Source organism: Phenylobacterium sp., from assembly GCF_035539035.1.
In the GTDB taxonomy this organism is placed as follows: Bacteria; Pseudomonadota; Alphaproteobacteria; order Caulobacterales; family Caulobacteraceae; genus Phenylobacterium.
Genome location: NZ_DATLJI010000015.1, coordinates 216,415 through 240,431 on the forward strand (window position 1 = coordinate 216,415; position 24,017 = coordinate 240,431).

The window sequence follows — 24,017 nt, forward strand, 5'->3', positions numbered from 1 at the left end:
ACGGAGGACCGCCCGGGCTTCGTTTGCGCCCCAACGGAGACCCAAGATCCTCAGCCCTTGAACAGCGAGAGGATGATCTGCGGCGCCTGGTTGGCGATCGAGAGCGCCTGGGCGCCCAGCTGCTGCTGTACCTGCAGGGCCTGCAATCGGGCGCTTTCCTTGGCCAGGTCCGCGTCCACGAGATTGCCGACCCCGGTCTCCAGAACGTCGGTCAGCTTGGAGACGAAATTGGCGTGAGCGGAAATCTGCTTGGCCTGAGAGCCGAGGTTGCCGAGCGCCTGGTTGACGTTGGCGATGGAGGCGTTGAGCGCCAGCAGCACCGAGGAGGCCATCGTCGCCGTGGAGAGCGAGGAGGTCGACGGGATGGTGACGATCAGCCCGCCGAGGGTCATGTCCTGGGCGGAGAGCGTGATGTATGAATTGGCCTCGGCGTTGGCGAGGAACTGGATGTCCGACGGGATCGACCCGTTGAGCATGTTCGCGCCGTCGAAGCTGGCGTTGTCCGTCACCTGCTTGATCTGGCGCAGGATCGCCTTGAAGTCGGAATCGAGGGCGAGGCGCGAGTTGGTGTCGAGCGACGTGTCCATCGCCGCGACGACCTTCTCCTTCAGCTGCACCAGCAGGTCGGAGACCGACTCGCCGGCGGTCATCGAGACCTCGGAGATGGAGTTGGCGCGGTCCAGGCTCATCTTGACGGCGGCCAGCGCGCCGATATCGGCCCGCTGCCCCTGCGCGATCGACCAGATGGCGGCGTTGTCCCGCGCGTTGGCGATCTTCAAGCCGGTGTTGATCCGATTCTGGGTGTCGCCGAGCTTGTCGTTGGTCGAGTTCAGGTTCTGGAGCGCGACCAGCGCGGACTTGTTCGTATGCACGCTGATCGACATAGCGGATTCTCCTCAGTCGCCCTTCTCCCCCCGCCCGCCGTCTGCGAGTCGCTTGGGGGGTTCGATGACGAGATTTGGAGATTATGGTGTCTAGAAGGTTAACGGGCTTAACGCGTATCGCCGCCGCCGGCCGGCGCCGGGGCGGTTAACAGGTGAAACGTCCGGCTCCTCAGTGAAGGAGCGTCGGGATCAGGCCTTCGTGCGGATGACCACGCCTGCGACGTATTGGGTCTCCTCGCGCATCTTCAGGACTTCTTCCCTGGGAAGCTGGAGGATGACCTCGCCGGTCCGGCGGTTGACGGTCTTGTACACGTAGGTGCCGCTGGCCTGGTCCTCTTCGATGATCAGCCGCAGGTCCGCCTGGTCCGAACTGGGCGCCGGGGCCTCGGCCGCGGCCCCGTGGTCGGGGTGCGGACTGGGCGTATGGCGGCCGAAGGTCGGGTCGGGCGTGGCTGCGAACGGCGCAACCTTGCTCTGCATGTCTCCATTCGCTGACGCTTCTGGCGCAAGCGCTCCGGGTTGAGCGTGAGCGGCGGGGAGGTCGCCCTCCCCGCCGCCACGTCAGGACGGGGAGCCCGAGGGCTCCACGTCCAGCGAGGCCTTAGCGGAAGAGGCCCAGGAGGATCGACGACGACTGGTTCGCGATCGAGAGCGCCTGGATGCCCAGCTGCTGCTTAGTCTGCAGAGCCTGCAGCTTGGCGCTTTCCTTCGCCAGGTCGGCGTCGACGAGGTTGCCGACCCCGGCCTCCAGGGTGTCCTGGAGCTTCATGACGAAGTTCAGGTGCGAAGCCAGCGACTTCGAGCCCGTGCCGAGCTTGGACAGCTTGGACGAGGTGTCGGTGATCGCGGTGTTGAGCGTCGCGATCATCGCCGAGGCCAGCGACTGGGTGCCGATCGACGAGCTGGCCGACAGGCCGATGCCGGCCAGCGACAGGTCCTGAGCGGCCACGGTGATCACCGACGAGGCGTCCGCGTTGGCCAGGGCCTCCACGGTGGTGCCGGTCGCCTTGACCATGTTGGCGCCGTTGAACACGGCGTTGTCCACGGCCTTGGTGATCTGGTCGCGCAGCGACGTGAAGTCGTCGTTGAGCGCCGCGAGGCTGTTGGCGTCGAGCGAGCTGTCGGCGGCGGCCAGGGCCTTTTCCTTCATCTGAAGGAGCAGCTCGGACACCGTCTCACCCGCCGAAATGGCCACATCCACGGTCGACTGACCGCGCTGCAGCGATTCCTTGACGGCGTTCAGGGAGTTCGCGGTGGCCCGCTGGTTCTGGGCGATGGCCCAGATGGCGCCGTTGTCCTTGGCGGAGGCGACGCGCTTGCCCGTGTTGATCCGGGCTTGGGTGGTGATGAGGTCGCCGTTGGTCGCATTCAGGTTCTGAAGCGCGACCATCGCGCCGACGTTCGTATTGACGCTATTCATAGGCATACGACTGGTTCCTTGTTTCAAGGTATCCGGCCGTCGTTCTGACCGCCGGGGGCTTTTTGCCCGGCAGAATCAGCAGCAAGCCGCGGGCCAACCCGGCAAAATCCGCCGAGTGGTCGCAGGCGTTTGATTTTATGGAGTTATAGGTCTGTTAGGCATGACCTGGAGCGGCATTTTCTGCCGACTCAACGGGCCTATGGGCAAGAATTGCCGAGCTGCCCGGCAGTTTTTGCCGGGAAGCGAGCCCCGCGAACAAGTCCGCCGGGCGGGCGGCGGGGCGCCCGCCCGGCGTCGCGACTATCACTGGAAGAGCGACAGCAACGACGAGGACGACTGGTTGGCGATTCCGAGCGCTTGGATCCCCAGTTGCTGCTTGGTCTGCAGCGCCTGGAGCTTTGCGCTTTCCTTCGCCAGGTCGGCGTCGACGAGGTTCCCGATCCCAGCATCCACCGTATCCTGAAGCTTGCTGATGAAGGTCAGGTGCGAAGCCAGCGACTTCGAGCCCGTACCCAGCTTCGAAAGCGCGCTCGACACGTTGATGATCGCCGTGTTGATGGCGCCGATCATCGCTGAGGCCAACGACTGGGTCCCGATGGAGTCGGTCGCCAGGATGCCCGCCAGCGCGCCCGTTCCCAGATCCATGGACTGAGCCGCCACCGTGATGGTGGAAGAACCGTCGGCGTTGGCCAGGGCCGCAACCGAGGTCGGACTCACCCCCTTCAGCATGTTGGCGCCGTTGAATTCGGCGTTGTTCACGGCCTTGGAGATCTGGTCGCGCAACGAAATGAAGTCGTCGTTGAGCGCCGTGCGACTGTTCGAGTCGAGAGTGGAGTCTGAGGCCGCCAGGGCCTTCTCCTTCATGAGAATGAGAAGGTCGGAGACGGACTCCCCCGCGGAGACTGCCACGTCGACGGTCGACTGACCGCGCTGCAGCGATTCTCTCACGGCGTTGAGCGAGTTGGACGTCGCACGCTGGTTCTGGGCGATCGCCCAGATAGCGCCGTTGTCCTTCACGCTACCCACCCGCTTACCGGTGTTGATGCGTGATTGAGTGGTTGCCAGCTCCGTGTTGGTCGCGTTGAGGTTCTGGAGCGCCACCATGGCGCCCACGTTCGTATTCACCGAATTGAACGGCATCTCTCGTCCTTCCATTCTGGAGGTAATCAGCCCGGCTTTTGCCGGCAGGCGATTTTTCGCCGTGAGAGAGTTCCGCAAGCTGCGGGCCAACCCGGTAACCTTTTATCCCTTTGTCTTTGCTGGGTTTTATTTCCGGCAGATGATTGCGCCGCTAACCAAAGGCGGCAAATTTCCTAGCGTGCGGCAGTTCCTGCCGCGCCCGGCCGCGAGCGCGTTTCGATTCCCCGGCCGGTCAACGAAAAAGGCCGCGGCGGGAGCCGCGGCCTTCGAGCGTCTGGAGAGGCGGGGCGGTCAGGCCGCCGCGACGGCCCCCGGGGCCGCTGCGGATCCGGCGCCTGCGCCGGGCCCCCCCGCAAGGCCCTGCATGATGATGCGGTTGATGTCGATCAGCGGCTCGATCTCCTCCTGGCGACGGATCACGGCGCTGGTGTGTTTCCCCACCCAGATCGACAGGGAGATGATGGACGCCCGCAGTTCGGGCGGCAGCCGGTTGTCGGGGTGCGAACAGTCCTCCCCCAGGAAGTTCCAGACACGCCGGTTCCAGTCGAGCGCGTCGATCCGCCCGCCGATATCCGTCGGGTCGCGCTTGGCGGCCTCCATCAGCGCGAGCGTGACCTGCGCGAACAGACGGTACTCCGTCTCGCGCGGGCTCTCCGCGCTAGTCGCCGTGCGCTGGTACGCCTGAAGGGACATTCCCCAACCTCTCGTCTTCGTACTCGATAAGCTTCCGGCAGAGCATGAGCGCCTTGTACCACTCGCGCTCCATGCAGAACTTCGAGATCTGCACGCACTCCGCGAGGATATCAGGGTTGCGGATGACCCCCATGAACTCGGTCAGGCGGACCACGAACTCGTCGTAGTACCGGGCTGCGCCAGGCTCATCGAGATACATCATCATGACCGGGAAGTAGATGCGGCGGGCAGGCGTGTTCGCCTCCTCCTGCTGCATGATGTCCTTCTCGCGAAGCACCGAGGCCTTGTTCTGCAGGACCAGTACGCCGCGCCGGTCGCCGTTCTGGACGACCGCGCCGTTGAGGACGAACTTCTCCCCGGGCTTCAGCGACAATTTTAGCGGCAACACCGCCTCCCGATCACAGCGTCCACGAATCTACGTCATGATTCGAATGACCCATTGTCGCCTTGTGCTGGGCCGAACGCACCATGAGGGTTAGCCGCAGGGGGTTAACGCGGCCTTGCCGAGGGTGTGGCCCAAAGCCGCGGTTAAGGTCTGGGTAACCATAAGGGCGCGATCTCAGGGTGTCCTTAGAAGGGGGAAGCTCCATGGCCCGTCAGGCCGCCTCCAGCGCCGTCTCGGCCGTCGCCCTGCGGGCCGGCGCCGCTCCCCCGGCCGCGGCGGTCGCGGCCGTCGCCACCCGACCCGGCCTGGTCGCCGGCGCCCTCGGCGAGGCGGGCTCCCATGACGCGCTGACCCGCCTGAAGGCGGCGATGCGGGAGGCCAGGGTCGCCGCCGCCAAGCCGATGCTCGACCGCGCGGTCGCCGCGCTCCTGGTCGACGATCATCGCACCGGCCGCGAATGGGCGCTCAAGGCCCTCGGCCAGGACGAGCGCAGCGGCTACGGCTGGTACCTCCTGGCGATCTCGCTGGAGCGCGCCGGCGACTTCGCCACCTCCATCACGGCCTATGAATCGGCGCTGAAGCTGCTGCCGGACCAGGCCGAGGTCGCCAACGACCTGGGGCGCCTCGCCTTCCGGATGGGCATGGCGACCACCGCGGAGAAGCTGTTCCGCCACTTCGTCGCCGCCAACCCGGACCACCCGGAAGGCTGCAACAACCTGGCCTGCGCGCTGCGCGAGCAGTCGCTGCTCGACGAGGCGGTGGATGTGCTCAAGCCGGCCATCCTGAAGTCGCCGCAGGTGGCGATGCTGTGGAACACCATGGGCACCATCATGGGGGAGAAGGGCGACTTCGATTCCGCCCACCTCTTCTTCCTGGAGGCCATGCGGCTCGACCCGGCGCTCGCCAAGGCCCGCTACAACTACAGCAACAGCCTCATGGCCCTGGGCGACCCTGAAGCTGCGCTCCGGGAATGCGACGCCGCCCTCGCCCTCGTCACCGCCGAAGACGAGCGCCAGATGATGCGCCTGGCGCGCTCCTCGATGCTGATCGCCCTGGGCCGCGTCGGCGAAGGGTTCGACGAATACGAGGCGCGCCTGCACCCGATGTACGGCGATCTCACACGGTTCCTGATCAACCGTCCGCGCTGGGATCCCGGCGCCGAACTCGCGGGCAAGCATCTCCTGGTGGTCGCCGAGCAGGGCCTGGGCGACGAGGTGCTGTTCGCCAACCTGCTCGAGGACGTGAAGGCGCAGCTCGGGCCGCAGGGCCGGATGACCATCGCCGTGGAGCGGCGGCTGGTCGACCTGTTCGCGCGCAGCTTCCCTGACTCCCAGGTCGGCGCCCATGCCACCGGCACGCTGCAGGGTCGTCCGGCCCGCCACGTGCCCTTCATGCAGCACGCCCAGGACGTCGACCTCTACGCGCCGATGGGGTCGCTGCTGCGCGGGTTCCGCCGCAGCCCGGAGGCCTTCCCCGACCGCGAGCGCTTCCTGGCCGCCGACCCGGAGCGGGTCGCCTACTGGCGCGAGCAGCTGAAGGCGGCCGGCCCGCGTCGCAAGGTGGGCCTGCTCTGGAAGAGCGCGCTGAAGCGCAACACGCGCCAGCGCTACTTCTCGCCGTTCGAGGCGTGGGCCCCGGTGCTCGCCCGGCCCGGCGTCACCTTCGTCAACCTGCAGTACGGCGACTGCGGCGAGGAACTGGCGTGGGCGAAGCGCGAACTGGGCGTGGAGGTCTGGCAGCCGCCGGGCATCGACCTGAAGCAGGACCTCGACGACGTGGCCGCGCTGGGCTGCGCCATGGACCTGGTGGTCGGTTTCTCGAACGCCACCTTCAACCTGGCCGCCGCCTGTGGGGCGCCGAGCTGGCTGATCTCCACCCCGGCGGCCTGGACCCTGCTCGGGACCGACCGCTACCCCTGGTACCCCCAGGCCCGGGTGTTCACCCCGAAGGGCTTCGGCGCATGGGACGAGATGATGGGCGAACTGGCCGAGGCGCTGGGGGCCTGGGCGGAGGAACGCTGAGCCGTCCCGGGGATTGATCCTGCATAGGCGCCGGCCCCGGCGCGAGATGCGAGGATGTCCCCATGCCCGGAACCAGCTTCGACAGCGAGTCCGACTTCGATCCCCAGGATCAGGCCGAGGCCTTCGACGAGAGCATGACGGTCGGCGGCGAGGGCTCCGTGGGGCTCGGCGGGGATTCCCCCTACGAGGTCGGCGAGGAGATGCGCACCCTCGAGGAGATGCCCGACGTCTATGACGTGACCAGCCGCGCCGGCGATCGCGCTGACGAGGAGGCGCTGGCCCTCGACGCCGACGAGTTCGACGAGGACGCCATCGACGACGGCGACCTGGAGGAGGACGACGAGCTCGACTATCGCGCCTCCGACGAGGAGCACGAGGACGACCTCGACGGCCTGGGCGCCGAGGCGGGCTCCGAGGGCATCGACGAGGACCGCATCGAGCCGGAGGAGATCGAGGGCCTCGAGACGGTGATGGACGCCGACGCGGTGTCCGGCGGCGAGGACGACTTCACCAACTTCCAGGCGCGAAACGTCTCCGACGAGGACCTGAAGCGCATGGGCTATTCCGAGGACCGCGGCGGCGAGACGAGGGCCAAGCCCGACGAGCGCTGACCGCCGCGCTTTGCCGCGAATCGCGCCCCCTCCCATCATCTGCGGAAGGTAGCGGGGAACGAGAATGGCGGTGGCGATCCTGCAGGCGCGGATGAGTTCCAGCCGCCTGCCCGGCAAGGTGATGAAGCCGCTGGCCGGGGCTCCCATGATCGAGCGCCAGATCGAGCGCCTGCGCCGCTGCGAAACGCTGGAATGCCTGATCGTGGCGACGAGCGACGACGCCTCGGACGACGTCCTGGCGGCCCACCTGCTAGGCCTGGGCGTCGACCTCCACCGCGGGCCGCTGAACGACGTGCTCGGACGCTTCCTCGGCGCGATGGACGCCTTCGCCATCGACGGCGAGGTGGTGCGGCTGACGGCCGACTGCCCTCTGGCCGACCCGGGCGTGATCGACGATGGCGTGCGGCTGCGGACCAAGCTGGCGGTCGACTACGTCTCCAACGGCCGGCTGCGCACCTATCCGCACGGGCTCGACATGGAGGTGTTCACCGCCGAGGCGCTGCGGTGCGCGGGCCGGGAGGCGACCGACGCCTACGACCGCGAGCACGTGACGCCCTTCATCTACCACCACCCGGAGCAGTTCAGCCTGGCGGACCTGACCCAGGACCGGGATGAGAGCCGGCTGCGCTGGACCGTGGACACGCCCGAGGACTACGCATTCGTCGAGCGGGTCTATGCGGCCCTCTATCCGAAGAACCCGGCCTTCACCTCGGACGACGTGCGCGCCCTGCCCTTCCAGCACTACGGGCCGGACGCCTAGGCGAGCATCTCCCAGGCCAGCGGCTCGCCTCGCTTCAGGGGCCGCGCGGCGCGGCGGTTCAGTACCTGCGGCAGGTGCTTGGGCGGCAGGCCGTGGCCGGGCCGGATCGAGCGCACATTGGCTGGCGTCAGCGGCTCGCCGGCGGCGACGTCGGCCACCACGTAGAGCGAGCGGCGGTGATCGCGGCTGGCGGCCTCCGACGGAACCTCGTCGTAGCGGACCTGGCCCAGGGCGAGCCAGGCGTCACGGCTCTCCTTCACCAGCCGCTCCAGCTCGTGCGGCTCCAGGGAGAAGTCGGAGTCGACGCCACCCTCGGCCCGGCTGAGGGTGAAGTGCTTCTCGATGAAGCAGGCGCCCAGCGCCACCGCCGCCACAGAGGCCGCGACACCCAGGGTATGGTCGGAGAGCCCGACCACCACGCCGTGCTCGTCCGCCAGGTGCTGCAGGGTGCGCAGGTTCATGTCCGAGGGCGGGGCGGGATAGGCGCTTGTGCAGTGGAGCAGGATGATGCCGCCGGATCCCGACTTGCGGGCGGCGGTGACCGCCTCGGCGATCTCCTGCGGCGAAGCCAGCCCCGTGGACATGATCAGCGGCTTGCCGGTGGTGGCGCAGAGCTCGATCAGCGGGATGTCGATCAGCTCGAATGAGGCGATCTTGTAGGCCGGCGCGCCGAGTTGCTCCAGCAGGTCGACGGCCGTGGGGTCGAAGGGCGAGGAGAAGATCGCGATGCCGATGCGGCGGGCGTGGGCGAACAGCTCCTCGTGCCACGCCCAGGGGGTGTGGGCCTCCTGGTAGAGCTCGTAGAGCCGCCGGCCGTCCCAGAGGCCGCCGTGGACACGGAACTCCGGCCCGTCGTGGTCGATGGTGATGGTGTCGGCGGTGTAGGTCTGCAGCTTGACCGCGTCGGCGCCGGCGGCCTTGGCCGCGTCGATCAGCGCCAGCGCCCGGGCGATGTCGCCGTTGTGGTTCCCCGACAGCTCCGCGACGATGTAGGGCGGCTCGCCGGGGCCGATCTTGCGACCCGCGATGGCGACGGGCGGCGCGGTCATGCCGCGGCTCCGAATCGTCCGCCGCGCAGCACCGGCGGCGCCTCGGGGAAGCTCGCCACGACGGCGTCGGCCGGGAAGCCCGCGTCGGGCTGGCCGGCGAACTTGCCGGTGAGCACGCGGATCGAGCGCGCGCCGATGGCGCGGGCCGCGGCCATGTCGTGTCCGGGATTGTCGCCGATCACCACCGTCTCCTCAGCGCGTGTACCGAGCCGCCGCAGCGCCTCGGCGTAGCAGGCCGGATCGGGCTTGGGCGACTCGTGCTCCCAAGAATACAGCACCTCGTCCACCAGCGCCTCGACGCCCAGCGCCGCGACCTTGCGCCGCTGCATGAGCGGCAGGCCGTCGGTGAGGATCGCCAGCCGATGGTCGCGCCGCAGGTCGGCCAGGGTCTCCGCCACGCCGGGCCAAAGGCTGATCGAAGGCTGGTGCGCGCGGTAGGCCGCGACGAGGCCCGCGACAGTCTCCGGATCGGGAGCGAGGCCCGCCTGCGCCAGGGCGCGGTCGAAGACCTGGCCGCGGCCGTGGGCGTCGAGTTCGGCCTGCATGGCGGCGAACAGGGCTTCGGCGTCGAGGCCACGGTGGCGCGACGCCACCTCGGCGGCCACGGCCCGGAACCCGGAGAGCACGTAGCTGCGCTCGTCGTAGAGGGTGTCGTCGAGATCGATGATCAGGGCGCGGGCCATCTCAGCCTTCCGCAAGCGCGGCGAGCTCGGCCTCGGTCACGAAGCGGTCCTCGGGGTAGCGCAGCATGGTCAGGCCATATTCGACGTGCCGCGGCGCGGCGGCCTCGGCCCCGCGGCCCTCGACCATCTGCAGGATCCGTTCGGGCGAGGCGAGGCCCGCCCGGATCGAGAGGTTCGACGCTCCGCCGAACCGCGGATTGACCTCGATGAACCGCGGCGGGCGGCCGGGGGCGTGGAACGCCTGGACGACATTGTGCCCGACGAGGCCGAGGGCGCCGCAAAGGGCCAGCGCCTGCTCCTCGAGTTCGGGCGCGTCCTCCACCCGCGACTTCACCGCCTCGCCGGCCCGCACCTGCAGCCGGCGCCGGGCCACCGCCTGCAGCGGCCGCCCGGCGAGGTCCAGCAGCACGTCGACCGTGTATTCGGGATCGGTCTCCAGGGCCTGGACGAGCAGGTCCGCGCCGCGCGGCAGGTCCTCGGCCCGATCGACCCGACGGGCGCCCTGCCCGCCTGCGCCGGTCACCGGCCGCACGAATACCGGGAAGCGCTCCGGCGCCTCGCCGGGCGCGTAGGTGCGCGGAGTGGCCAGACCCTGGGCGGCGCAGGCGGCCGTGAACCGGCGCTTGTCCTGGCAAGTGGCGAGGGCGTCCGGACCCGCGACGAGCGCCGTCACCCCCTGCTCCGCCAGCCGCTCCCTGGCCGCGGCCAGCACCGGCAGCTCGGCGTCACGGGTCGGCACGACCAGCCGCACGGCGTGGCCGGCGCAGGCGGCCGCCAGGGCGTCGGCGAAGCCCCGCGTGTCGCTGCGCGGCAGGATCACCGCGCCGTCGGCCTCGAACAGGGCCGCGTTGTCGGGTCCCAGGTCGGCCGCCAGGACCCGGCCGCCGCGCGCGTGCGCCGCCTCGGCGAAGGCGCGGACCAGCGGCACCTTGGCCGCGGCGCTGAGGATCAGGACATTCATCGCGTCTGGGCGGCGGGCCGGGCGTAGACGGTCTGGTTGCGGCCGATGCCGGCCCGCGCGCAGCCGCGGCGGAATTCCACGACCGCCTCCAGGGAGCGGTCCTTCCACAGGCCCATCTCGAAGGCGATGCGGGCGAAGTGGCAGGGCCGGCCCTTGGCGCGGTCGCGCATATAGCCGGTGTCCGGATTGAGCAGGAAGATGTCGATCGGGAACTCGCCCAGGTGCTCGACCACCTCCCAGCCGTGCGCCGCCATGGCCCGGGGCAGGCTGTCGGTGTTGAAGTAGTTGAGGTGATCCGGCGGAGCGAGCCAGAACTGCGGCACCGCCAGCCCCCGGCGCACGATCTGGTCCTGCAGCCAGGAGCCGTCGTTGGGCACGGAAATCCGCACCATCCCGTCGGGCGCCACGATCGCCCGCAGTCGGTCCAGCAGGCCCATGGGGTCGAGCACGTGCTCGAGCACGTTGTTGCAGACGACGAGATCCCAGGTCTCGCCCCGGGCGATCACCTCATCCAACAGGGCGAAGGCGTCGCCGAGGACCAGCTTGTCCGACAGCTCCGGGAAGAAGGCCTGCAGGCCGTCGTCGGTGAAGTCGAGGCCGCTCGCCTGCCAGCCGCGCTTCAGGAAGTAGTCGAGGGTGAAGCCCTCGCCCACGCCCACCTCCAGCAGGCGGCCGGGGGCCCGCCCCCAGACCCACTCGGTCTCGGCCGGCTGCAGGCGCTTATGCTCCAGCTCCTCGTCCGTGTAGCCGTGGGCGTAGGGATTCTTGCCGTGGTCGGCGACGAAGTACTTGTCGCGGTAGTAGGCGGCGAGCTCGTCCGGCGTCGGCCTGGGCTCGATCTCGAAATAGCCCTCGGGCTTCTCGACCAGTCTGCTCGTCATCACGCCTCCGCGAGTCGGGGCGAGTTTCGGCGCCCCGACCTTAAGGCGCCATTAAGCATGCCGCCGCGGGCCGGCTGACGCTGGGTCAGGCGCAATCGCGCCGATCGGGCGCCGTGATGGAACCCGCTTGATCCCCTTGCGCGCAGGCCTATAGGCTGGCCCAGACAAACAACTGTTCGAACGTGGGTGAGACCGCCCGCGCAGGGAGCCTCGATGAGCCAGCGTTTCGAAGGAACCGAGAACTACGTCGCCACCGAGGACCTGAAGGTCGCGGTCAACGCCGCGATCGCGCTCGAGCGCCCGCTGCTGATCAAGGGGGAGCCCGGCACCGGCAAGACGGTCCTGGCCTACGAGATCGCCGAGGCGCTGAACGCCCCGCTGATCACCTGGCACATCAAGTCGACCACCAAGGCCCACCAGGGCCTCTACGAGTACGACGCGGTGACCCGCCTGCGCGACAGCCAGCTCGGCGACGAGCGAGTGAAGGACGTCAAGAATTACATCAAGAAGGGCAAGCTCTGGGAGGCGTTCGAGGCGCCGCAGCGCCCCGTCCTGCTGATCGACGAGATCGACAAGGCCGACATCGAGTTCCCGAACGACCTCCTGCAGGAGCTCGATCGGATGGAGTTCTACGTCTACGAGACCAACGAGACCATCAAGGCGGCCGTCCGGCCGGTGGTGATCATCACGTCCAACAACGAGAAGGAGCTGCCGGACGCCTTCCTGCGCCGCTGCTTCTTCCACTACATCCGCTTCCCCGAGGCCGAGACGATGAACCAGATCGTCGAGGTCCACTATCCGGGCATCAAGCAGAAGCTCGTCGCCGAGGCGCTGCGCATCTTCTACGACATGCGCAAGGTGCCGGGCCTGAAGAAGAAGCCGTCCACCTCGGAGCTGCTCGACTGGCTGAAGCTGCTGATGGTCGAGGACATCGACGAGGTGGCGCTGAAGGAGAAGGATCCCACCAAGCTGATCCCGCCGCTGCACGGCGCGCTCCTGAAGAACGAGCAGGACGTGCACCTCTTCGAGCGTCTCGCCTTCCTGGCGCGGCGCGAGGGTGCGGGGTCCGGCCGCCCAGGCCAGTAGGCCACTCGGCAAGGCTGGGCCGTAAGGGCCGTTACGGCGAATTCACTCGATTTTTCCAAGGGCTCCAGCCACCCTTTGAGGGAACGGACTGGAGCCCTTTCGCCATGAAGTCCCTGCTTATCATCGCCTCCTCGACCCTGGCGCTCGCCGGCCTGGCCGCCTGCGGGCCCGGCGGCAAGCCGGCCGTCCGGGCGGCGCTCGACTGCCCCGAGGTCCAGGGCGAGCTGACCCGCACCGCCATCGCCGCCGACCGCAAGAGCTGCACCTACCGGACGGCCGCCGGGGCCGAGATCGGCCTGCAGCTGGTCGCCACCAACGGTGACCCGGCCACCGCGCTGAAGGCCATCGAGACCAGGCTGATGACCGTCGCCCAGCCGGCGCCGGGATCGACCCCGGTGGCGGAAGCGGCGGACGCCACGGCGCAAGCCGCCGAGGACGCGGCGCGCGACGCCGCCGCGGTGGCCCGGGAGGCGGAACAGGACGCCGCCCGCGCGGCGGGCGACGCCGAGCGTTCCATCAGCGCCAAGGTGGATATCCACGTCGACGGCGACGGCAAGACGGTGACCACCCAGAAGGACGGCGAGGTCACGCGGGTCCAGCTGCCGGGGATCAACATCACGGCCGGGGAGGACGACGCCAAGGTGAAGATCGGCGGCCTGACCGTCAACGCCGACGGCGACGAGGCCACCGTGCACATCGTCCGGGACGTGCGCCTGAAGGGGGAAGCCTTCTCCCGTCAGAAGCGGGGCCTGCGAGCGACCTTCATCCACGAGGGCGCACTGGCCGACGGCTACCGTTTCGTGGGCTACGAAGCCGCCGGGCCCAAGGCCGGCCCGATCACGGTCGCCACCGTCCGTGCGAAGACCGAGATCGACGACGGCAGCGCGGTCTACAAGGACGTGAAGCGCCTGGTCCGGCGCAACGGCGGCGTCTAGCCCGCGGGCTGGACCTCGACGACCTTGTAGGTGAGCGGCCGGCCGTCCTCGTCGGTGACGGTGACGTACTCGCCCACCGCGAAGCGGTGCTCGCCCAGGCGGTGAACCGGCTCGTCGTCGGCGGAGTCATCCTCGTCGTAGTCGAAGAACCAGCGCGCGCCGCGGCGGTTCAGGCGGCCGTCCAGCGGATCCTCGTCCGGCGCGAAGCGGCGCACGGTGCAGTTCTCCCGCGCCTTGGCGAAGGCGGCCTCGTCCAGCATGCCGTCGTCCGTGAGCGGGGCGGTCAGGGAGTAGCCGCGGTGGTCGTCGCCTCCGGCGAATTCCGTGCCAGGGTTGCGGGCAAGCCGCATGACGATGCGCGACAGGGCCATTTCTTCCACCTTCCAAAAAGCTAGTGAGACAAGAACAACGACGGCTGCTCGGAGTTCAACAGCGTCCGGGTCGTTCCCCCGAAGATGAACTCCTGCAGCCTCGGATGACCGAACGCGCCGGCCACCAGGATCTGGGCGCCGGCCTGTTTCGCAGCCGCCATGAGGGCCGGCGCGGCGTCGCCGGTGTCCGGCAGGACCTGCAGTTCGGCGTCGACGCCGCGGGCGGCATAGTAGGCCTTCAGCCGGGCGGCGTCGAAACTGCGGGCGCTGGCCTTGGGCGCGGCCAGGATGACCACCTTCTCCGCCTTCTCGAGCAGCGGCATGGCGAGGCGGGCTGCGCGGGAGGCTTCCTTGCCGCCGTCCCAGGCGACCGCCACGGCGCCGCCGACCCGCAGGCCCTCGCGGGCCACCAGCACCGGGCGCTGCTCGTCGGCGACCATCTGCTGGAACGCCTCGGCGAGCGGACCGCGGCCGCGGGCGGGGTCGGAATTGAACACCACCACGTCGGACAGCCGGCTCTCGGCGGAGAGGCCGGCCCAGACGGGGGTCTGCAGGGCGATGAACTGCTTCTTGCCGTAGCTCACGGCGTCCATGGCGGCGCGGGCGTTCTTCTCGCCGGCCGCGGCGGCTTCCTTCAGGGATTCAAGGGCCGTGGTCTGGACGCCGCCCAGGAAGCCCTCGCCCATCCAGGGCATGACGTCGGCCACGTCGGCGGGCGTGTAGACGCCGGCCACTTCCGCGCCGAACGGCTCGGCCAGCATGACCGCCGCGGCGACCGCCGCTCGGTCGCCCTGTCCGCCCGAAAGAGGCGCCATGATGCGCGCCCAGCTCATTCTTTTCGCCCCTTCATGCTGTGGACCTTGGACCCTGCGGCCTCACGCTCGCATTGATCTTTCTCAGGCTCTGGGCCAGTTCACCAGCCTGACCATGGAGGGAATGCGCCTGTGAGGAAAGGGCTGCGTCGCGTGAAGGAGGTCCGCGCCTGGCAGCGCATGCTGTCCGGCCGCCGGCTGGACCTGCTCGACCCGTCCCCCATGGACATCGAGATCGAGGACATCGCCCACGGCCTGGCTCGGGTGGCGCGCTGGAACGGCCAGACGGTGGGCGAGCACGCCTTCTCGGTCGCCCAGCACTCCATCGTGGTGGAGGAGATCGTGGCCCACATCCAGCCGGACGTGGAGCCGAGATGGCGCCTCGCCGCCCTGCTGCACGACGCCTCCGAATATGTGATCGGCGACATGATCTCGCCGTTCAAGGCGGCGCTCGGCGTGGACTACAAGACCTTCGAGGAGCGGCTGGAGAACGCGATCCACATCCGCTTCGGCCTGCCGGCGAAGACGCCGGTGGCGGTCAAGAAGCTGATCAAGCAGGCCGACCGGGCCTGCGCCTTCTTCGAGGCGACCCAGCTGGCGGGCTTCAGCCATGCGGAGTCGCTGGACTTCTTCGGCGCCCCGCCGGCCGGCTACACCCTGCACATCGAGCCGTGGCCGGCGAGCGTCGCCCAGCAGCGCTACGTGCAACGCTTCCACATCCTCTCCGAGGCCGCCGGCTACACGCCGTCGCCGGCCGCCGCCTTCGACACGGAGTAGCGCCCGTGCCCACCTCGGTCGTCATCGGGCTCTCGGCGGTGGTGGTGGCCATCTGCGACGGCGAGGCCGTGGTGCTGACCGTGCGCCCGCCGGGGCAGGAGCTGCAGGGCCTGCCGTTCGGCCCCTTCGACCCGGAGGGCCACCGCACCTTCGAGCTGGCGCTGCGGGCATTCGTGCGCGAGCAGACGCGGTTCGACCCCGGCTATGTGGAGCAGCTCTACACCTTCGGGGACAAAGGCCGCGACGCGCCGCTGGCCGACATGGGCGCGGGCGCGGCGCGGGTGATCTCCGTGGGCTACCTCGGACTGGCGCCGGCGGCGCTGGACAGCCACTCGGCGGCCTCGGGCTGGCAGCCGTGGACCCGCTTCTTCCCCTACGAGGACTGGCGCGAGGGCCGCCCGGCGGCCCTGGGGGTCATCGAGACGGCGCTGCGCACCTGGGCGACGACGCCGGACCGCCTGGCCCGGGCGCGCCTGCTGTTCGCGCTGGACGGCGCCCCGTGGAACGAGGAACGGGTGCTGGAGCGATACGAGCTGCTCTACGAGGCGGGGCTGGTGCACGAGGCGGCCCGCGACCGGGGCGAGGTCCAGCCCGCCACCCTGCCGCCAGCCGGCGAGCCGATGATCTCCGACCACCGGCGGATCCTGGCGACGGCGCTCTCGCGGCTGCGCGGCAAGCTCAAGTACCGGCCGGTCGTGTTCGAGCTGATGCCGGAGGCCTTCACCCTCTCGGCCCTGCAGCGGGCGGTGGAGGCGATCGCCGGCGTGCCGCTGCACAAGCAGAACTTCCGCCGCGCCCTGGAGCGAGCCGAGCTCGTGGAGGGCCTGGGCCGGATGGACGCCGAGACCGGCGGCCGGCCCGCCGAGCTGTTCCGCTTCCGCCGCGAGATCCTGGCCGCCCGGCCGGTGAGCGGGCTCAGCCTGCCACTGCTGAGGGACTAGGCGGCCTCCCGCGCGCCCTCGGGCTCGGCGGCGGCTTTCCCCTGCCCCCTCTCCCACTCCGCCTTCAGCATGGCGCTGGTCTGGCGGCTGCCGTCGGGGCTCCATCCGGGCGGGCCGAACAGCCAGCCCAGCGCATGGCGCGGCTGGCGGGCGATATCCTTCGCGATGCCGACCCACTCGTGGAAGGCCACGCGCAGGATGTTGAAGGCGCCGAGATTCCGCACGAGGCCATAGCGGCACGGCTCCTCGTCCAACTCGGGCTGGAAGGTGCCGAACAGGCGATCCCAGACGATGAGGATGCCCGCGTAGTTGCGATCGAGGTAGCGCGGGTTGCGGGCGTGATGGACGCGGTGGTGCGAGGGGGTGTTGAACACGGCCTCGAACCAGCGCGGCATCCGCCGGATGGTCTCGGTGTGAATCCAGTACTGGTAGACCAGGCTGATCCCCTTCTGGATGGCGATCATCGCCGGGCTGAAGCCCAGGAACGCCAGCGGCAGCCAGAGAAGCCACGTCCCCGCCACGCCGCCGGTCCAGGTCTGCCGCAGCGCCGTGGAGAGGTTGTAGTGCTGGCTGGAGTGGTGGTTGACGTGCGCCGCCCACCAGAACCGCCGCTCGTGACTGAGGCGGTGGAACCAGTAGTAGGTCAGGTCCTCGAGCAGGAAGAGCGCGACCCAGGCCCAGACGGCCGTGAACGGGACGGTGAAGACGCGGTGCTCATAGGCCCAGAGGCTGGCGGCGAACACCAGGCCGCCTGTGATCACGCCCGCGACGGTGGAGCCCAGGCCCATCCCCAGCGATACGGCGGTGTCCTTCCACTCGTAATGGGCGCGGACCTTGCCCAGGCGCGCCAGCACGATCTCCAGGACGATGGTGAGGATGAAGATCGGCGTCGCCAGCGTGACCGGATCGAACTCGGCCTTCATGCGGCGAGGTCCTTGCCCAGGTCCTTCGGCGGCCAGGACTGCAGGGCGAGCACGGCGCGCGGGGCGGCGATGTCGGCGAGGTCGATGCAGAGCTCGCCCTTGCGGAAGGCCGCCGAGAGCGCCTGGGCCCAGGGGATCTGGCGGGCCACGAAGCCATCTCCGAAGCGGCAGAGCACCAGGGCCGCGGCGCCGGACTTGGCCAGCGCGCCCTTGCCGTCCACCGCCACCCAAAGTCCGTCCAGCACGCGCCCGGGAAACTCCTCGGCGAACAGGGCGCGGGCCGTGGCGTCGCTGAGCGGCTGGTTGGGACGCGCGATGCTGGCCCAGGCGGCGAGCGCCACCAGCAGGGTGACCGCCAGCCCCGAGGCCGCGAGTTGTATGAAGAACGCCTGGCTCAAACTGTCTCCTCCCCGGCCGGGAGGCTGCGCGCGAACCGGCGCCCGGGTCAAGAAAAAGGCCCCCCGCGGAGCGCGGAGGGCCTCTTCCGACCGGCGGCGGCGAGGGACGTTGAGCCGCCGCCGGACCTCTTCCCGCCCTAGAAGCGGCGGGTGTAGCCGATCGACCAGACGTCGGCCTTGCCGCCGTCGCCGGTGAAGTCGTGGCGGGTCCAGTCGACGCGCACGCCGTTGACGCCGTCGAAGTGGTGCTGGGCGCCGACGCCGTAGTTCCAGGACTTGCCGGCGTCGCTGGCGCTCTGGCCGAGCGCCGAGCCCTCGATCTCGGTCTTGCCGTAGCCGATACGGGCGAACAGATCGGTGTTGGCCGACAGCGGGGCGAAGCCCACGGCATAGGCAGCGCCCTGCCACTCCACGTCGAAGTCGACGTCGGTGGGGCCGTTCGGACCGGCGACGGTGATCTCGTCACCCTTCACGCCCTTGGAGAGCTCGCCTTCGACACCCATCCAGTCGTTGAAGCGATAGCCGACACGGCCCTGGATCGCGCCGAAATTCAGGTCCTCGACCTCGCTCGCGGCGTAGCCAACGGAGCCGTAGACGCCCGGGGTCACGACCTGGGCCTGGGCGATGGCGGGAACGGCCACGGCGATAGCGGCGGCGGAGGCCGCGGCGAAAAGCATCTTCATTGGGGAGGTACTCCACTCTCTGACTGAACAGCTGCCCCCAGCCGTAGTCGATTGGCTCCCCAAACGCGGCGGGTTCGGGTGGGTTCTGCGGCTTGACTATGGCAGGCGCCGAGGTGTGGCCCTGCGGCCACAATGGCGGCTGACGCCTGGAATGGGCGTGCTACAAGCGCCCCCTGTCATGGAGAGACCCCGCTTGCCTGACGCCGTGATCGCCGCCACCGGCCTCTATACGCCGCCCAACAGCCTCTCGAACGCCGAGCTGGTGGAGACCTTCAACGCCTGGGTGGAGCGGGAGAACGCCCGCAACGCCAAGGCCATCAAGGCCGGCGAGCTGGAGCCGCTGGCCGCCTCGTCCGTGGAGTTCATCGAGAAGGCCTCGGGCATCAAGTCCCGCTTCGTGGTGGACAAGCAGGGTCTGGTCGACCCCGACCTGATGCGCCCGGTGATCCCCGAGCGGCCGAACGACCAGATCTCCGTCCTCGCCGAGATGGCGGTGGAAGCCGCGATGGACGCGCTGGTGAGCTGGGACAAGCCGGCCAGCGAGATCGGCGCGGTGATCTGCGCGGCCTCCAACATGCAGCGCGCCTACCCGGCCATGGCCATCGAGGTGCAGAACGCGCTCGGCATCGACGGCTTCGCCTTCGACATGAACGTGGCCTGCTCCTCGGCGACCTTCGGGATCAAGACCGCCGCCGACTTCATCGCCTCGGGCTCGGCCAAGGCGGTTCTGGTGGTGAACCCGGAGATCTGCTCCGGCCACCTGAACTTCCGCGACCGCGACAGCCACTTCATCTTCGGCGACGTGGCCACCGCGGTGATCGTCGAGGCCTCGGACCAGGCGGTGGGCGGCTGGGAGATCCTCGGCACGCGGCTGAAGACCCAGTTCTCCAACAACATCCGCAACAACTTCGGCTTCCTGAACCGCGCCGCGCCCGAGGGGATCGGCAAGACGGACAAGCTGTTCGTGCAGGAGGGCCGCAAGGTGTTCCGCGAGGTGGTGCCGATGGTCTCGGACATGATCGTCGAGCACGCCGGCGACCTCGGCCTCGACCCCACGAAGCTGAAGCGCCTGTGGCTGCACCAGGCCAACATCAACATGAACGAGCTGATCGGGCGCCGCGTGCTGGGGCGCGAGCCCACCCGCGAGGAGAACGTGATCATCCTCGACGAGTACGCCAACACCTCCTCGGCCGGCTCGGTGATCGCCTTCCACAAGCACAACGCCGACTTCCAGCGGGGCGATCTCGGCCTGATCTGCTCGTTCGGCGCCGGCTATTCCGCCGGGACGGTGTTCGTCCGCAAGCGGTAACCACCAAATGTGGGGTTCGACAGGCTTGTCGTCACAATTCCGTGTAGGCACGTCTATAGGTGGGGTTATCCCCAGCCTTTTTCACAACTAATAGACGCCGGGCCCTTGCGAGGCACATGACGTTCGGTAATCCTGTTATCGGGCCGAGAAAGGTCGCGGGTCCTCCGCGCCTTCGCCCGAGGACTAGCTATGTATTACTCCCTCTATACCGATTCCCGCGGCCAGTACCGCTGGCGCCTGCAGGCGGGAAACAACCGCATCATCGCCGATAGCGGCGAGAGCTACGTCAACCGCGCGGACTGCCTCGCGGCGATCAACCTGGTGAAGGCCAGCGGAGCTGCTCCGATCCAGTAACGAGAGGAAAGCGGTTTCTTAGTTGCGCTTAGGACCGCTTCCCTCCCGCCTTGGTTGGGGCTGAGGTGTGAACCTCAGCCCCAATTTCGTTGTGTACGCTACCTGACTACGACTCAAGTGAGGCAATTTTCCGATCCTGTTCGTGAGCCTGCCTCGGGTCTGTAAACAAGGTGTGGATGTCTTGTGGGCAACTGCCACCCATACAGGGGCGGTGGATGTCATCCACCGAAAGACATGTGGCTGCCAGGAAGACGGCTGCGGCAGAGCTAGGTAGGTTGGGTCGTAGCCCACTCCCATCGGAGCGTTCCGCATGAAGTTGTTCGTCGCGGCGGCCGTCGCGCTGGGCCTGGTCGCGGGCTCGTGCGCCACGCCGCAGGCGCCCGCCTACGATCTGGTGATCCGCGGCGGCGAGATCTACGACGGCTCGGGCGGCCAGCCGTTCCGCGGCGACGTGGCGGTGACTGGCGACCGCATCGCCTACATCGGGCCCCGCGCGCCGGGCGCCGGCAAGGTCGAGGTCCCGGCGGCCGGCAAGGCGGTGTCCCCCGGCTTCATCAACATGCTGTCCTGGTCCACCGAGAGCCTGCTCCACGACGGCCGCGGTCAGTCCGCGCTGCGCCAGGGCGTGACGCTGGAGGTCATGGGCGAAGGCAATTCCATGGGCCCGTGGAACGACGCCCAGAAGGCCCTCGACGTCCAGCGGCAGGGCGACATCAGGTACGACGTCGCCTGGACCACGCTCGACGAGTACCTGCGCCACCTGGAACGCAGGGGCGTCTCCATGAACGTCGCCTCGTTCGTGGGCGCCACCACGGTGCGGGTGAACGTGCTGGGCGAAGGCGACGTGGACCCGACGCCGGAGCAGCTCGCGCGGATGCGGGCCCTGGTCGTCCAGGCCATGGAGGACGGCGCGCTGGGCGTGGGCTCCTCGCTGATCTACGCGCCGGCCTCCTTCGCGGAGACCGACGAGCTGGTGGCCCTGACCAGCGAGGCCGGCCGCTGCGGCGGCATGTACATCAGCCACATCCGCTCGGAAGGCTCGCGGCTGCTGGAGGCCATCGACGAGCTGATCGAGATCTCCCGTCGCTCCGGCGCCCCGGCCGAGATCTACCACCTTAAGGCCGCTGGCCGGGCCCACTGGGACAAACTGGACGCGGCGATCGCCCGCATCGAGGCGGCCCGCGCCCAGGGCCTGCGGATCACCGCCGACATGTACACCTATCCGGCCAGCTCCACGGGCCTGGACGCAGCCATGCCGACCTGGGTGCAGGCCGGCGGGGTGGAGCAGTGGATCGCGCGGCTGAAGGACCCCGCCACACGGGCCAAGGTGATCGCCGAGATGCGCGACGGCTCGCCCACCTTCGAGAACCTGCAGCGGGGCGCCGGCGCCGAGGGCACCCTGCTGGTCGGCTTCAAGAACCCGAAGCTGAAGCCGCTGACCGGCAAGACCCTGGCGCAGGTCGCCAGGGAACGCGGCGTGAGCCCCGAGGACGCCGCCGTCGACCTGGTGATCGAGGACGGCAGCCGGGTGCAGGTGGTCTACTTCTCGATGCTGGAGGCCAATGTGGCGCGGCAGACCGCCCTGCCCTGGATGAGCTTCGGCTCCGACGCGGAGGCGCAGGCGCCGGAGGGGCCGTTCCTGCTGTCGTCCACCCATCCCCGGGCCTACGGCAACTTCGCCCGGCTGCTGGCCAGGTACGTGCGCGAGGAGAAGCGCCTCTCCGTGGCCGAGGCGGTGCGCAAGCTCTCCGCCCAGCCGGCGGCGAATCTCGGCCTGAAGGAGCGCGGACGGCTGCGGCAGGGCTATTTCGCCGACGTGGTGGTGTTCGATCCGGCGACCGTGCAGGACCACGCCACCTTCGAGAAGCCGCAGCAGTTCGCCACCGGGGTCAGTCACGTGGTGGTCAACGGCCAGCTCGCCCTGGCCGACGGCGAGCCCACCGCGGCGCGACCGGGCCGGGTGGTCCGCGGACGCGCCTGGAAGGGCTGGACCGACGGCGGCTGCCGGGCGAAGGCGTCCGACTGGAGCTGGTAGGCGCCTAATCCTCCGCTTGCGCGTTCAGGCCCCCGGAACGGAGGTCGCCCGATGGCGGAAGCTGCTCAGGATCTGGAAGACCTGCTCGCCGATCTGGACCGGGCGGCGAGCTCCAACGGCGCCAAGGTCTCCGTGGGCGAGATCATGGAGACCATCGGCAAGCGCTCGTTCGGCCCCCTGCTCCTGCTGGGCGGCCTGCTCGGCATGACGCCGGTGGCCGCGGTGCCGACGGCCCCCAGCATCATCGCGCTGATCACCATCCTGGTGTCGGTCCAGCTGCTGTTCGGCCGCGAGTCGGTGTGGATCCCCCGCTTCCTGGAGAAGGTGTCGGTGAAGGCCGACAAGGTGAAGAAGACGGTCAAGGTGAGCCGCAAACCTGCCCGCGTCATCGACCGGATGGTGAAGCCGCGACTCGAGGCCCTCACCCGCCCCTGGGCGGATCGGGTCGTGGCGCTGGTCTGCATGCTGGTGGCGATGATCGTGCCGCCGCTGGAGCTGCTGCCGTTCGTGGCCTTCGTGCCGGCCGCGGCCATCGCCACCTTCGGCCTGGGGCTGATCGCCCGCGACGGCCTGCTGGTGCTGATCGCCTTCGTGATCAGCACCACCGCGCTCGGCCTGGCGGTCTGGAAGTTCCTGCTGAGCTAGTGCCAGTCGGCGTCGGAGCGCATCTTCAGCTCCCGGGCGGCGGCCACGATGTCGTCGAGGTTCACCGGGTCGCTCAGCGGGTCGTCGTCCAGCCGGGTCACGCGGTTCAGCCGCTTCTGCCAACGCCGCAGCTCGTCGCAGTAGGCCTCCACCGGCACGCGGCGGAGGTCGCCGCGATCCTCCAGGAGATCGGCCAGCCCGTTGTGGACCCAGATGCCCTTGCCCCAGTCCTTCATGTCCACGGCCGGGAACAGGCAGATCCCGTGCAGGTCGATGCCCTGGTCCACCGCCGCCAAGGCTTCCTGGACGGTGTCGCGCAGCCAGTGGTGACGGCCCTCCTCCAGGCCGCTGGTCTCGCCGATGATCATGGGGCGGCGGTAGCGCTCGTAGGCGTACTTCAGCAGATGGCAGAGCGGCACGATCCGCTCGTCGTCGCGCGGCAGCGGCGCGTGCGGCCCCTGCTCGCGGTACTCCATCTGGCCGAACGAGTAGCAGTTGACCCCCAGCACATCGAGCACGTCGGGCGAGCCGCCCAGCTCCGGATTGCGCTTGCCGGAGATGATGTCCCAGGCGACGAAGGTGTCCTCGTAGGTCTCCCGCCAGGCGGCGGCGATCAGGTCCGGCCGGTCCATGGGCGCGACCACGTTCACCAGCGGGTCGATGTGGATCATCCGCGCCTCCGGACAGACCTCGCGGATCGCCTTCACGCCGGCGATGTCGGCGGCGCAGAGCCGCTGGCGCAGGTCGAAGCGCTCGGCCCGGCTGGTGCGGAACGGAGCCGCCCAGCCCCACTCCCCGCCGATGAAGGCGAAGAAGGTGATTTCGTTGATCGGGGTGAAGTAGTGCGGCCCCGGCAGCTTGGGGACCACATAGGCGGCGACCGCCCGGCAGTAGTCGGCGAAGCGCGGCACGAACTCCGGCCCGAACGGGTCGAGCCCGTCCGGGTAGCCGTAGTGGCAGAGGTCCCAGATCGGCAGCACCTGCTGCGCGTGCATGGCCTCGATCAGCGGATCGATGCACGAGAAGTCGTAGCGCCCGCCGCCCAGGTCCACGAATGGCCAGGGACAGCCCTCCCGCGCAACCCCGATGCCCAGGTGGCGCAGGAAGGCGTAGTCCTCCTGCGCGTGCTGAAGGTGCATCGTCTCCGCGGAGCAGTCGCGCCGGCCCTGGTCCTTCCAGACGAAGGTCGAGCACTCGAAGCCGGACAGGAAGAAGGTCGGGAAGATGCTCTCGTGCAGCGGCATGGCCGGACTAACCGGC

At 69.2% G+C, this 24,017-nt stretch carries 27 protein-coding genes; 11 read left to right on the forward strand and 16 right to left on the reverse strand.

The genetic code is table 11. From position 1 onward, the window contains the following. Positions 1-50: 50 nt before the first annotated feature. The 6 genes from VM685_RS13040 to flbT all read right to left on the reverse strand — a co-directional run bounded on the left by VM685_RS13040 (position 51) and on the right by flbT (position 4,522). On the reverse strand, positions 51-884 hold the full coding sequence (locus tag VM685_RS13040) for a flagellin (RefSeq protein WP_325460591.1): 834 nt from the start codon (positions 882-884) through the stop codon (positions 51-53). 189 nt (positions 885-1,073) lie between these two features. Further along, on the reverse strand, positions 1,074-1,364 hold the full coding sequence (locus VM685_RS13045; RefSeq protein ID WP_325460592.1) for a flagellar protein FlaG: 291 nt from the start codon (positions 1,362-1,364) through the stop codon (positions 1,074-1,076). A 121-nt stretch (positions 1,365-1,485) separates the two neighbouring features. Continuing rightward, on the reverse strand, positions 1,486-2,310 hold the full coding sequence (locus VM685_RS13050; protein ID WP_325460593.1) for a flagellin: 825 nt from the start codon (positions 2,308-2,310) through the stop codon (positions 1,486-1,488). 297 nt (positions 2,311-2,607) lie between these two features. Beyond that, complete coding sequence (locus VM685_RS13055; protein WP_325460594.1) at positions 2,608-3,444, reverse strand: flagellin; 837 nt, start codon at positions 3,442-3,444, stop codon at positions 2,608-2,610. Positions 3,445-3,735: 291 nt separating this feature from the next. After that, positions 3,736-4,137: a flagellar biosynthesis regulator FlaF gene (gene flaF, locus VM685_RS13060; protein WP_325460595.1), complete on the reverse strand. Its 402-nt coding sequence runs from the start codon at positions 4,135-4,137 to the stop codon at positions 3,736-3,738. Further along, positions 4,103-4,522 carry a flagellar biosynthesis repressor FlbT gene (gene flbT, locus VM685_RS13065; protein WP_325460596.1) on the reverse strand — a complete coding sequence of 140 codons (420 nt, stop codon included), beginning with the start codon at positions 4,520-4,522 and terminating at the stop codon, positions 4,103-4,105. Before flbT ends, flaF begins: the two co-directional genes overlap by 35 nt. Positions 4,523-4,725: 203 nt before the next feature. Here flbT and VM685_RS13070 point away from each other — a divergent pair, with 203 nt between their 5' ends. The 3 genes from VM685_RS13070 (at position 4,726) to VM685_RS13080 (ending at position 7,914) form a co-directional block, all read left to right on the forward strand. Further along, positions 4,726-6,543: a tetratricopeptide repeat protein gene (locus tag VM685_RS13070; RefSeq protein WP_325460597.1), complete on the forward strand. Its 1,818-nt coding sequence runs from the start codon at positions 4,726-4,728 to the stop codon at positions 6,541-6,543. Between the two features lie 62 nt (positions 6,544-6,605). Beyond that, entirely contained in the window at positions 6,606-7,154 is a 549-nt protein-coding gene (locus VM685_RS13075) for a hypothetical protein (protein WP_325460598.1), read from the forward strand. A gap of 64 nt (positions 7,155-7,218) precedes the next feature. Beyond that, positions 7,219-7,914 (forward strand): glycosyltransferase family protein, encoded by a 696-nt coding sequence (locus VM685_RS13080; RefSeq protein ID WP_325460599.1) that lies wholly within the window; start codon positions 7,219-7,221, stop codon positions 7,912-7,914. Here VM685_RS13080 and pseI read toward each other — a convergent pair. From pseI to VM685_RS13100, 4 genes are read right to left on the reverse strand one after another with little or no spacing between them, the layout of a single operon-like run. Continuing rightward, on the reverse strand, positions 7,911-8,963 hold the full coding sequence (gene pseI, locus VM685_RS13085) for a pseudaminic acid synthase (RefSeq protein ID WP_325460600.1): 1,053 nt from the start codon (positions 8,961-8,963) through the stop codon (positions 7,911-7,913). The genes VM685_RS13080 and pseI overlap by 4 nt on opposite strands. Further along, on the reverse strand, positions 8,960-9,646 hold the full coding sequence (locus tag VM685_RS13090; RefSeq protein ID WP_325460601.1) for an HAD family hydrolase: 687 nt from the start codon (positions 9,644-9,646) through the stop codon (positions 8,960-8,962). Before VM685_RS13090 ends, pseI begins: the two co-directional genes overlap by 4 nt. A gap of 1 nt (position 9,647) precedes the next feature. Beyond that, positions 9,648-10,607 (reverse strand): ATP-grasp domain-containing protein, encoded by a 960-nt coding sequence (locus tag VM685_RS13095; RefSeq protein ID WP_325460602.1) that lies wholly within the window; start codon positions 10,605-10,607, stop codon positions 9,648-9,650. Further along, positions 10,604-11,488, reverse strand: a complete 885-nt coding sequence (locus VM685_RS13100) for a class I SAM-dependent methyltransferase (RefSeq protein ID WP_325460603.1) — start codon at positions 11,486-11,488, stop codon at positions 10,604-10,606. Before VM685_RS13100 ends, VM685_RS13095 begins: the two co-directional genes overlap by 4 nt. A gap of 213 nt (positions 11,489-11,701) precedes the next feature. Between VM685_RS13100 and VM685_RS13105 the strand changes: the two genes are divergently transcribed. Together VM685_RS13105 and VM685_RS13110 are read left to right on the forward strand one after the other, a co-directional pair. Next, positions 11,702-12,574, forward strand: a complete 873-nt coding sequence (locus tag VM685_RS13105) for a MoxR family ATPase (RefSeq protein WP_325460604.1) — start codon at positions 11,702-11,704, stop codon at positions 12,572-12,574. 104 nt (positions 12,575-12,678) lie between these two features. Further along, complete coding sequence (locus VM685_RS13110; protein WP_325460605.1) at positions 12,679-13,509, forward strand: methyltransferase type 11; 831 nt, start codon at positions 12,679-12,681, stop codon at positions 13,507-13,509. On the opposite strand, the gene VM685_RS13115 is transcribed toward VM685_RS13110, so the two are convergent. Together VM685_RS13115 and VM685_RS13120 are read right to left on the reverse strand one after the other, a co-directional pair. Continuing rightward, a complete protein-coding gene (locus VM685_RS13115) occupies positions 13,506-13,880 on the reverse strand; it encodes a hypothetical protein (RefSeq protein ID WP_325460606.1) in 375 nt (124 codons plus the stop codon). The two genes, VM685_RS13110 and VM685_RS13115, sit on opposite strands and share 4 nt — an antisense overlap. 20 nt (positions 13,881-13,900) lie before the next feature. Next, positions 13,901-14,713, reverse strand: a complete 813-nt coding sequence (locus VM685_RS13120; RefSeq protein ID WP_325460607.1) for a universal stress protein — start codon at positions 14,711-14,713, stop codon at positions 13,901-13,903. A gap of 111 nt (positions 14,714-14,824) precedes the next feature. On the opposite strand from VM685_RS13120, the gene VM685_RS13125 reads away from it, so the two are divergent. Then, positions 14,825-15,469 carry a YfbR-like 5'-deoxynucleotidase gene (locus VM685_RS13125; RefSeq protein WP_414693367.1) on the forward strand — a complete coding sequence of 215 codons (645 nt, stop codon included), beginning with the start codon at positions 14,825-14,827 and terminating at the stop codon, positions 15,467-15,469. 5 nt (positions 15,470-15,474) lie between these two features. Then, positions 15,475-16,410 carry an NUDIX hydrolase gene (locus tag VM685_RS13130; protein ID WP_325460608.1) on the forward strand — a complete coding sequence of 312 codons (936 nt, stop codon included), beginning with the start codon at positions 15,475-15,477 and terminating at the stop codon, positions 16,408-16,410. Here VM685_RS13130 and VM685_RS13135 read toward each other — a convergent pair. The 3 genes from VM685_RS13135 to VM685_RS13145 form a co-directional block, all read right to left on the reverse strand. Continuing rightward, positions 16,407-17,333 (reverse strand): sterol desaturase family protein, encoded by a 927-nt coding sequence (locus tag VM685_RS13135; RefSeq protein ID WP_325460609.1) that lies wholly within the window; start codon positions 17,331-17,333, stop codon positions 16,407-16,409. The genes VM685_RS13130 and VM685_RS13135 overlap by 4 nt on opposite strands. Next, on the reverse strand, positions 17,330-17,731 hold the full coding sequence (locus VM685_RS13140; RefSeq protein WP_325460610.1) for a hypothetical protein: 402 nt from the start codon (positions 17,729-17,731) through the stop codon (positions 17,330-17,332). Before VM685_RS13140 ends, VM685_RS13135 begins: the two co-directional genes overlap by 4 nt. A gap of 137 nt (positions 17,732-17,868) precedes the next feature. Then, positions 17,869-18,414 carry a porin family protein gene (locus VM685_RS13145; RefSeq protein ID WP_325460611.1) on the reverse strand — a complete coding sequence of 182 codons (546 nt, stop codon included), beginning with the start codon at positions 18,412-18,414 and terminating at the stop codon, positions 17,869-17,871. A 193-nt stretch (positions 18,415-18,607) separates the two neighbouring features. Between VM685_RS13145 and VM685_RS13150 the strand changes: the two genes are divergently transcribed. The 4 genes from VM685_RS13150 (at position 18,608) to VM685_RS13165 (ending at position 22,757) form a co-directional block, all read left to right on the forward strand. Next, a complete protein-coding gene (locus VM685_RS13150) occupies positions 18,608-19,723 on the forward strand; it encodes a beta-ketoacyl-ACP synthase III (protein WP_325460612.1) in 1,116 nt (371 codons plus the stop codon). Between the two features lie 189 nt (positions 19,724-19,912). Next, a complete protein-coding gene (locus VM685_RS13155) occupies positions 19,913-20,077 on the forward strand; it encodes a YegP family protein (protein ID WP_325460613.1) in 165 nt (54 codons plus the stop codon). Between the two features lie 310 nt (positions 20,078-20,387). Then, complete coding sequence (locus VM685_RS13160) at positions 20,388-22,112, forward strand: D-aminoacylase (protein ID WP_325460614.1); 1,725 nt, start codon at positions 20,388-20,390, stop codon at positions 22,110-22,112. A gap of 51 nt (positions 22,113-22,163) precedes the next feature. Beyond that, positions 22,164-22,757, forward strand: a complete 594-nt coding sequence (locus VM685_RS13165) for an exopolysaccharide biosynthesis protein (RefSeq protein ID WP_325460615.1) — start codon at positions 22,164-22,166, stop codon at positions 22,755-22,757. Here the strand turns inward: VM685_RS13165 and VM685_RS13170 are convergent. Beyond that, positions 22,754-24,001 carry a hypothetical protein gene (locus VM685_RS13170; RefSeq protein ID WP_325460616.1) on the reverse strand — a complete coding sequence of 416 codons (1,248 nt, stop codon included), beginning with the start codon at positions 23,999-24,001 and terminating at the stop codon, positions 22,754-22,756. The genes VM685_RS13165 and VM685_RS13170 overlap by 4 nt on opposite strands. Positions 24,002-24,017: the final 16 nt, after the last annotated feature.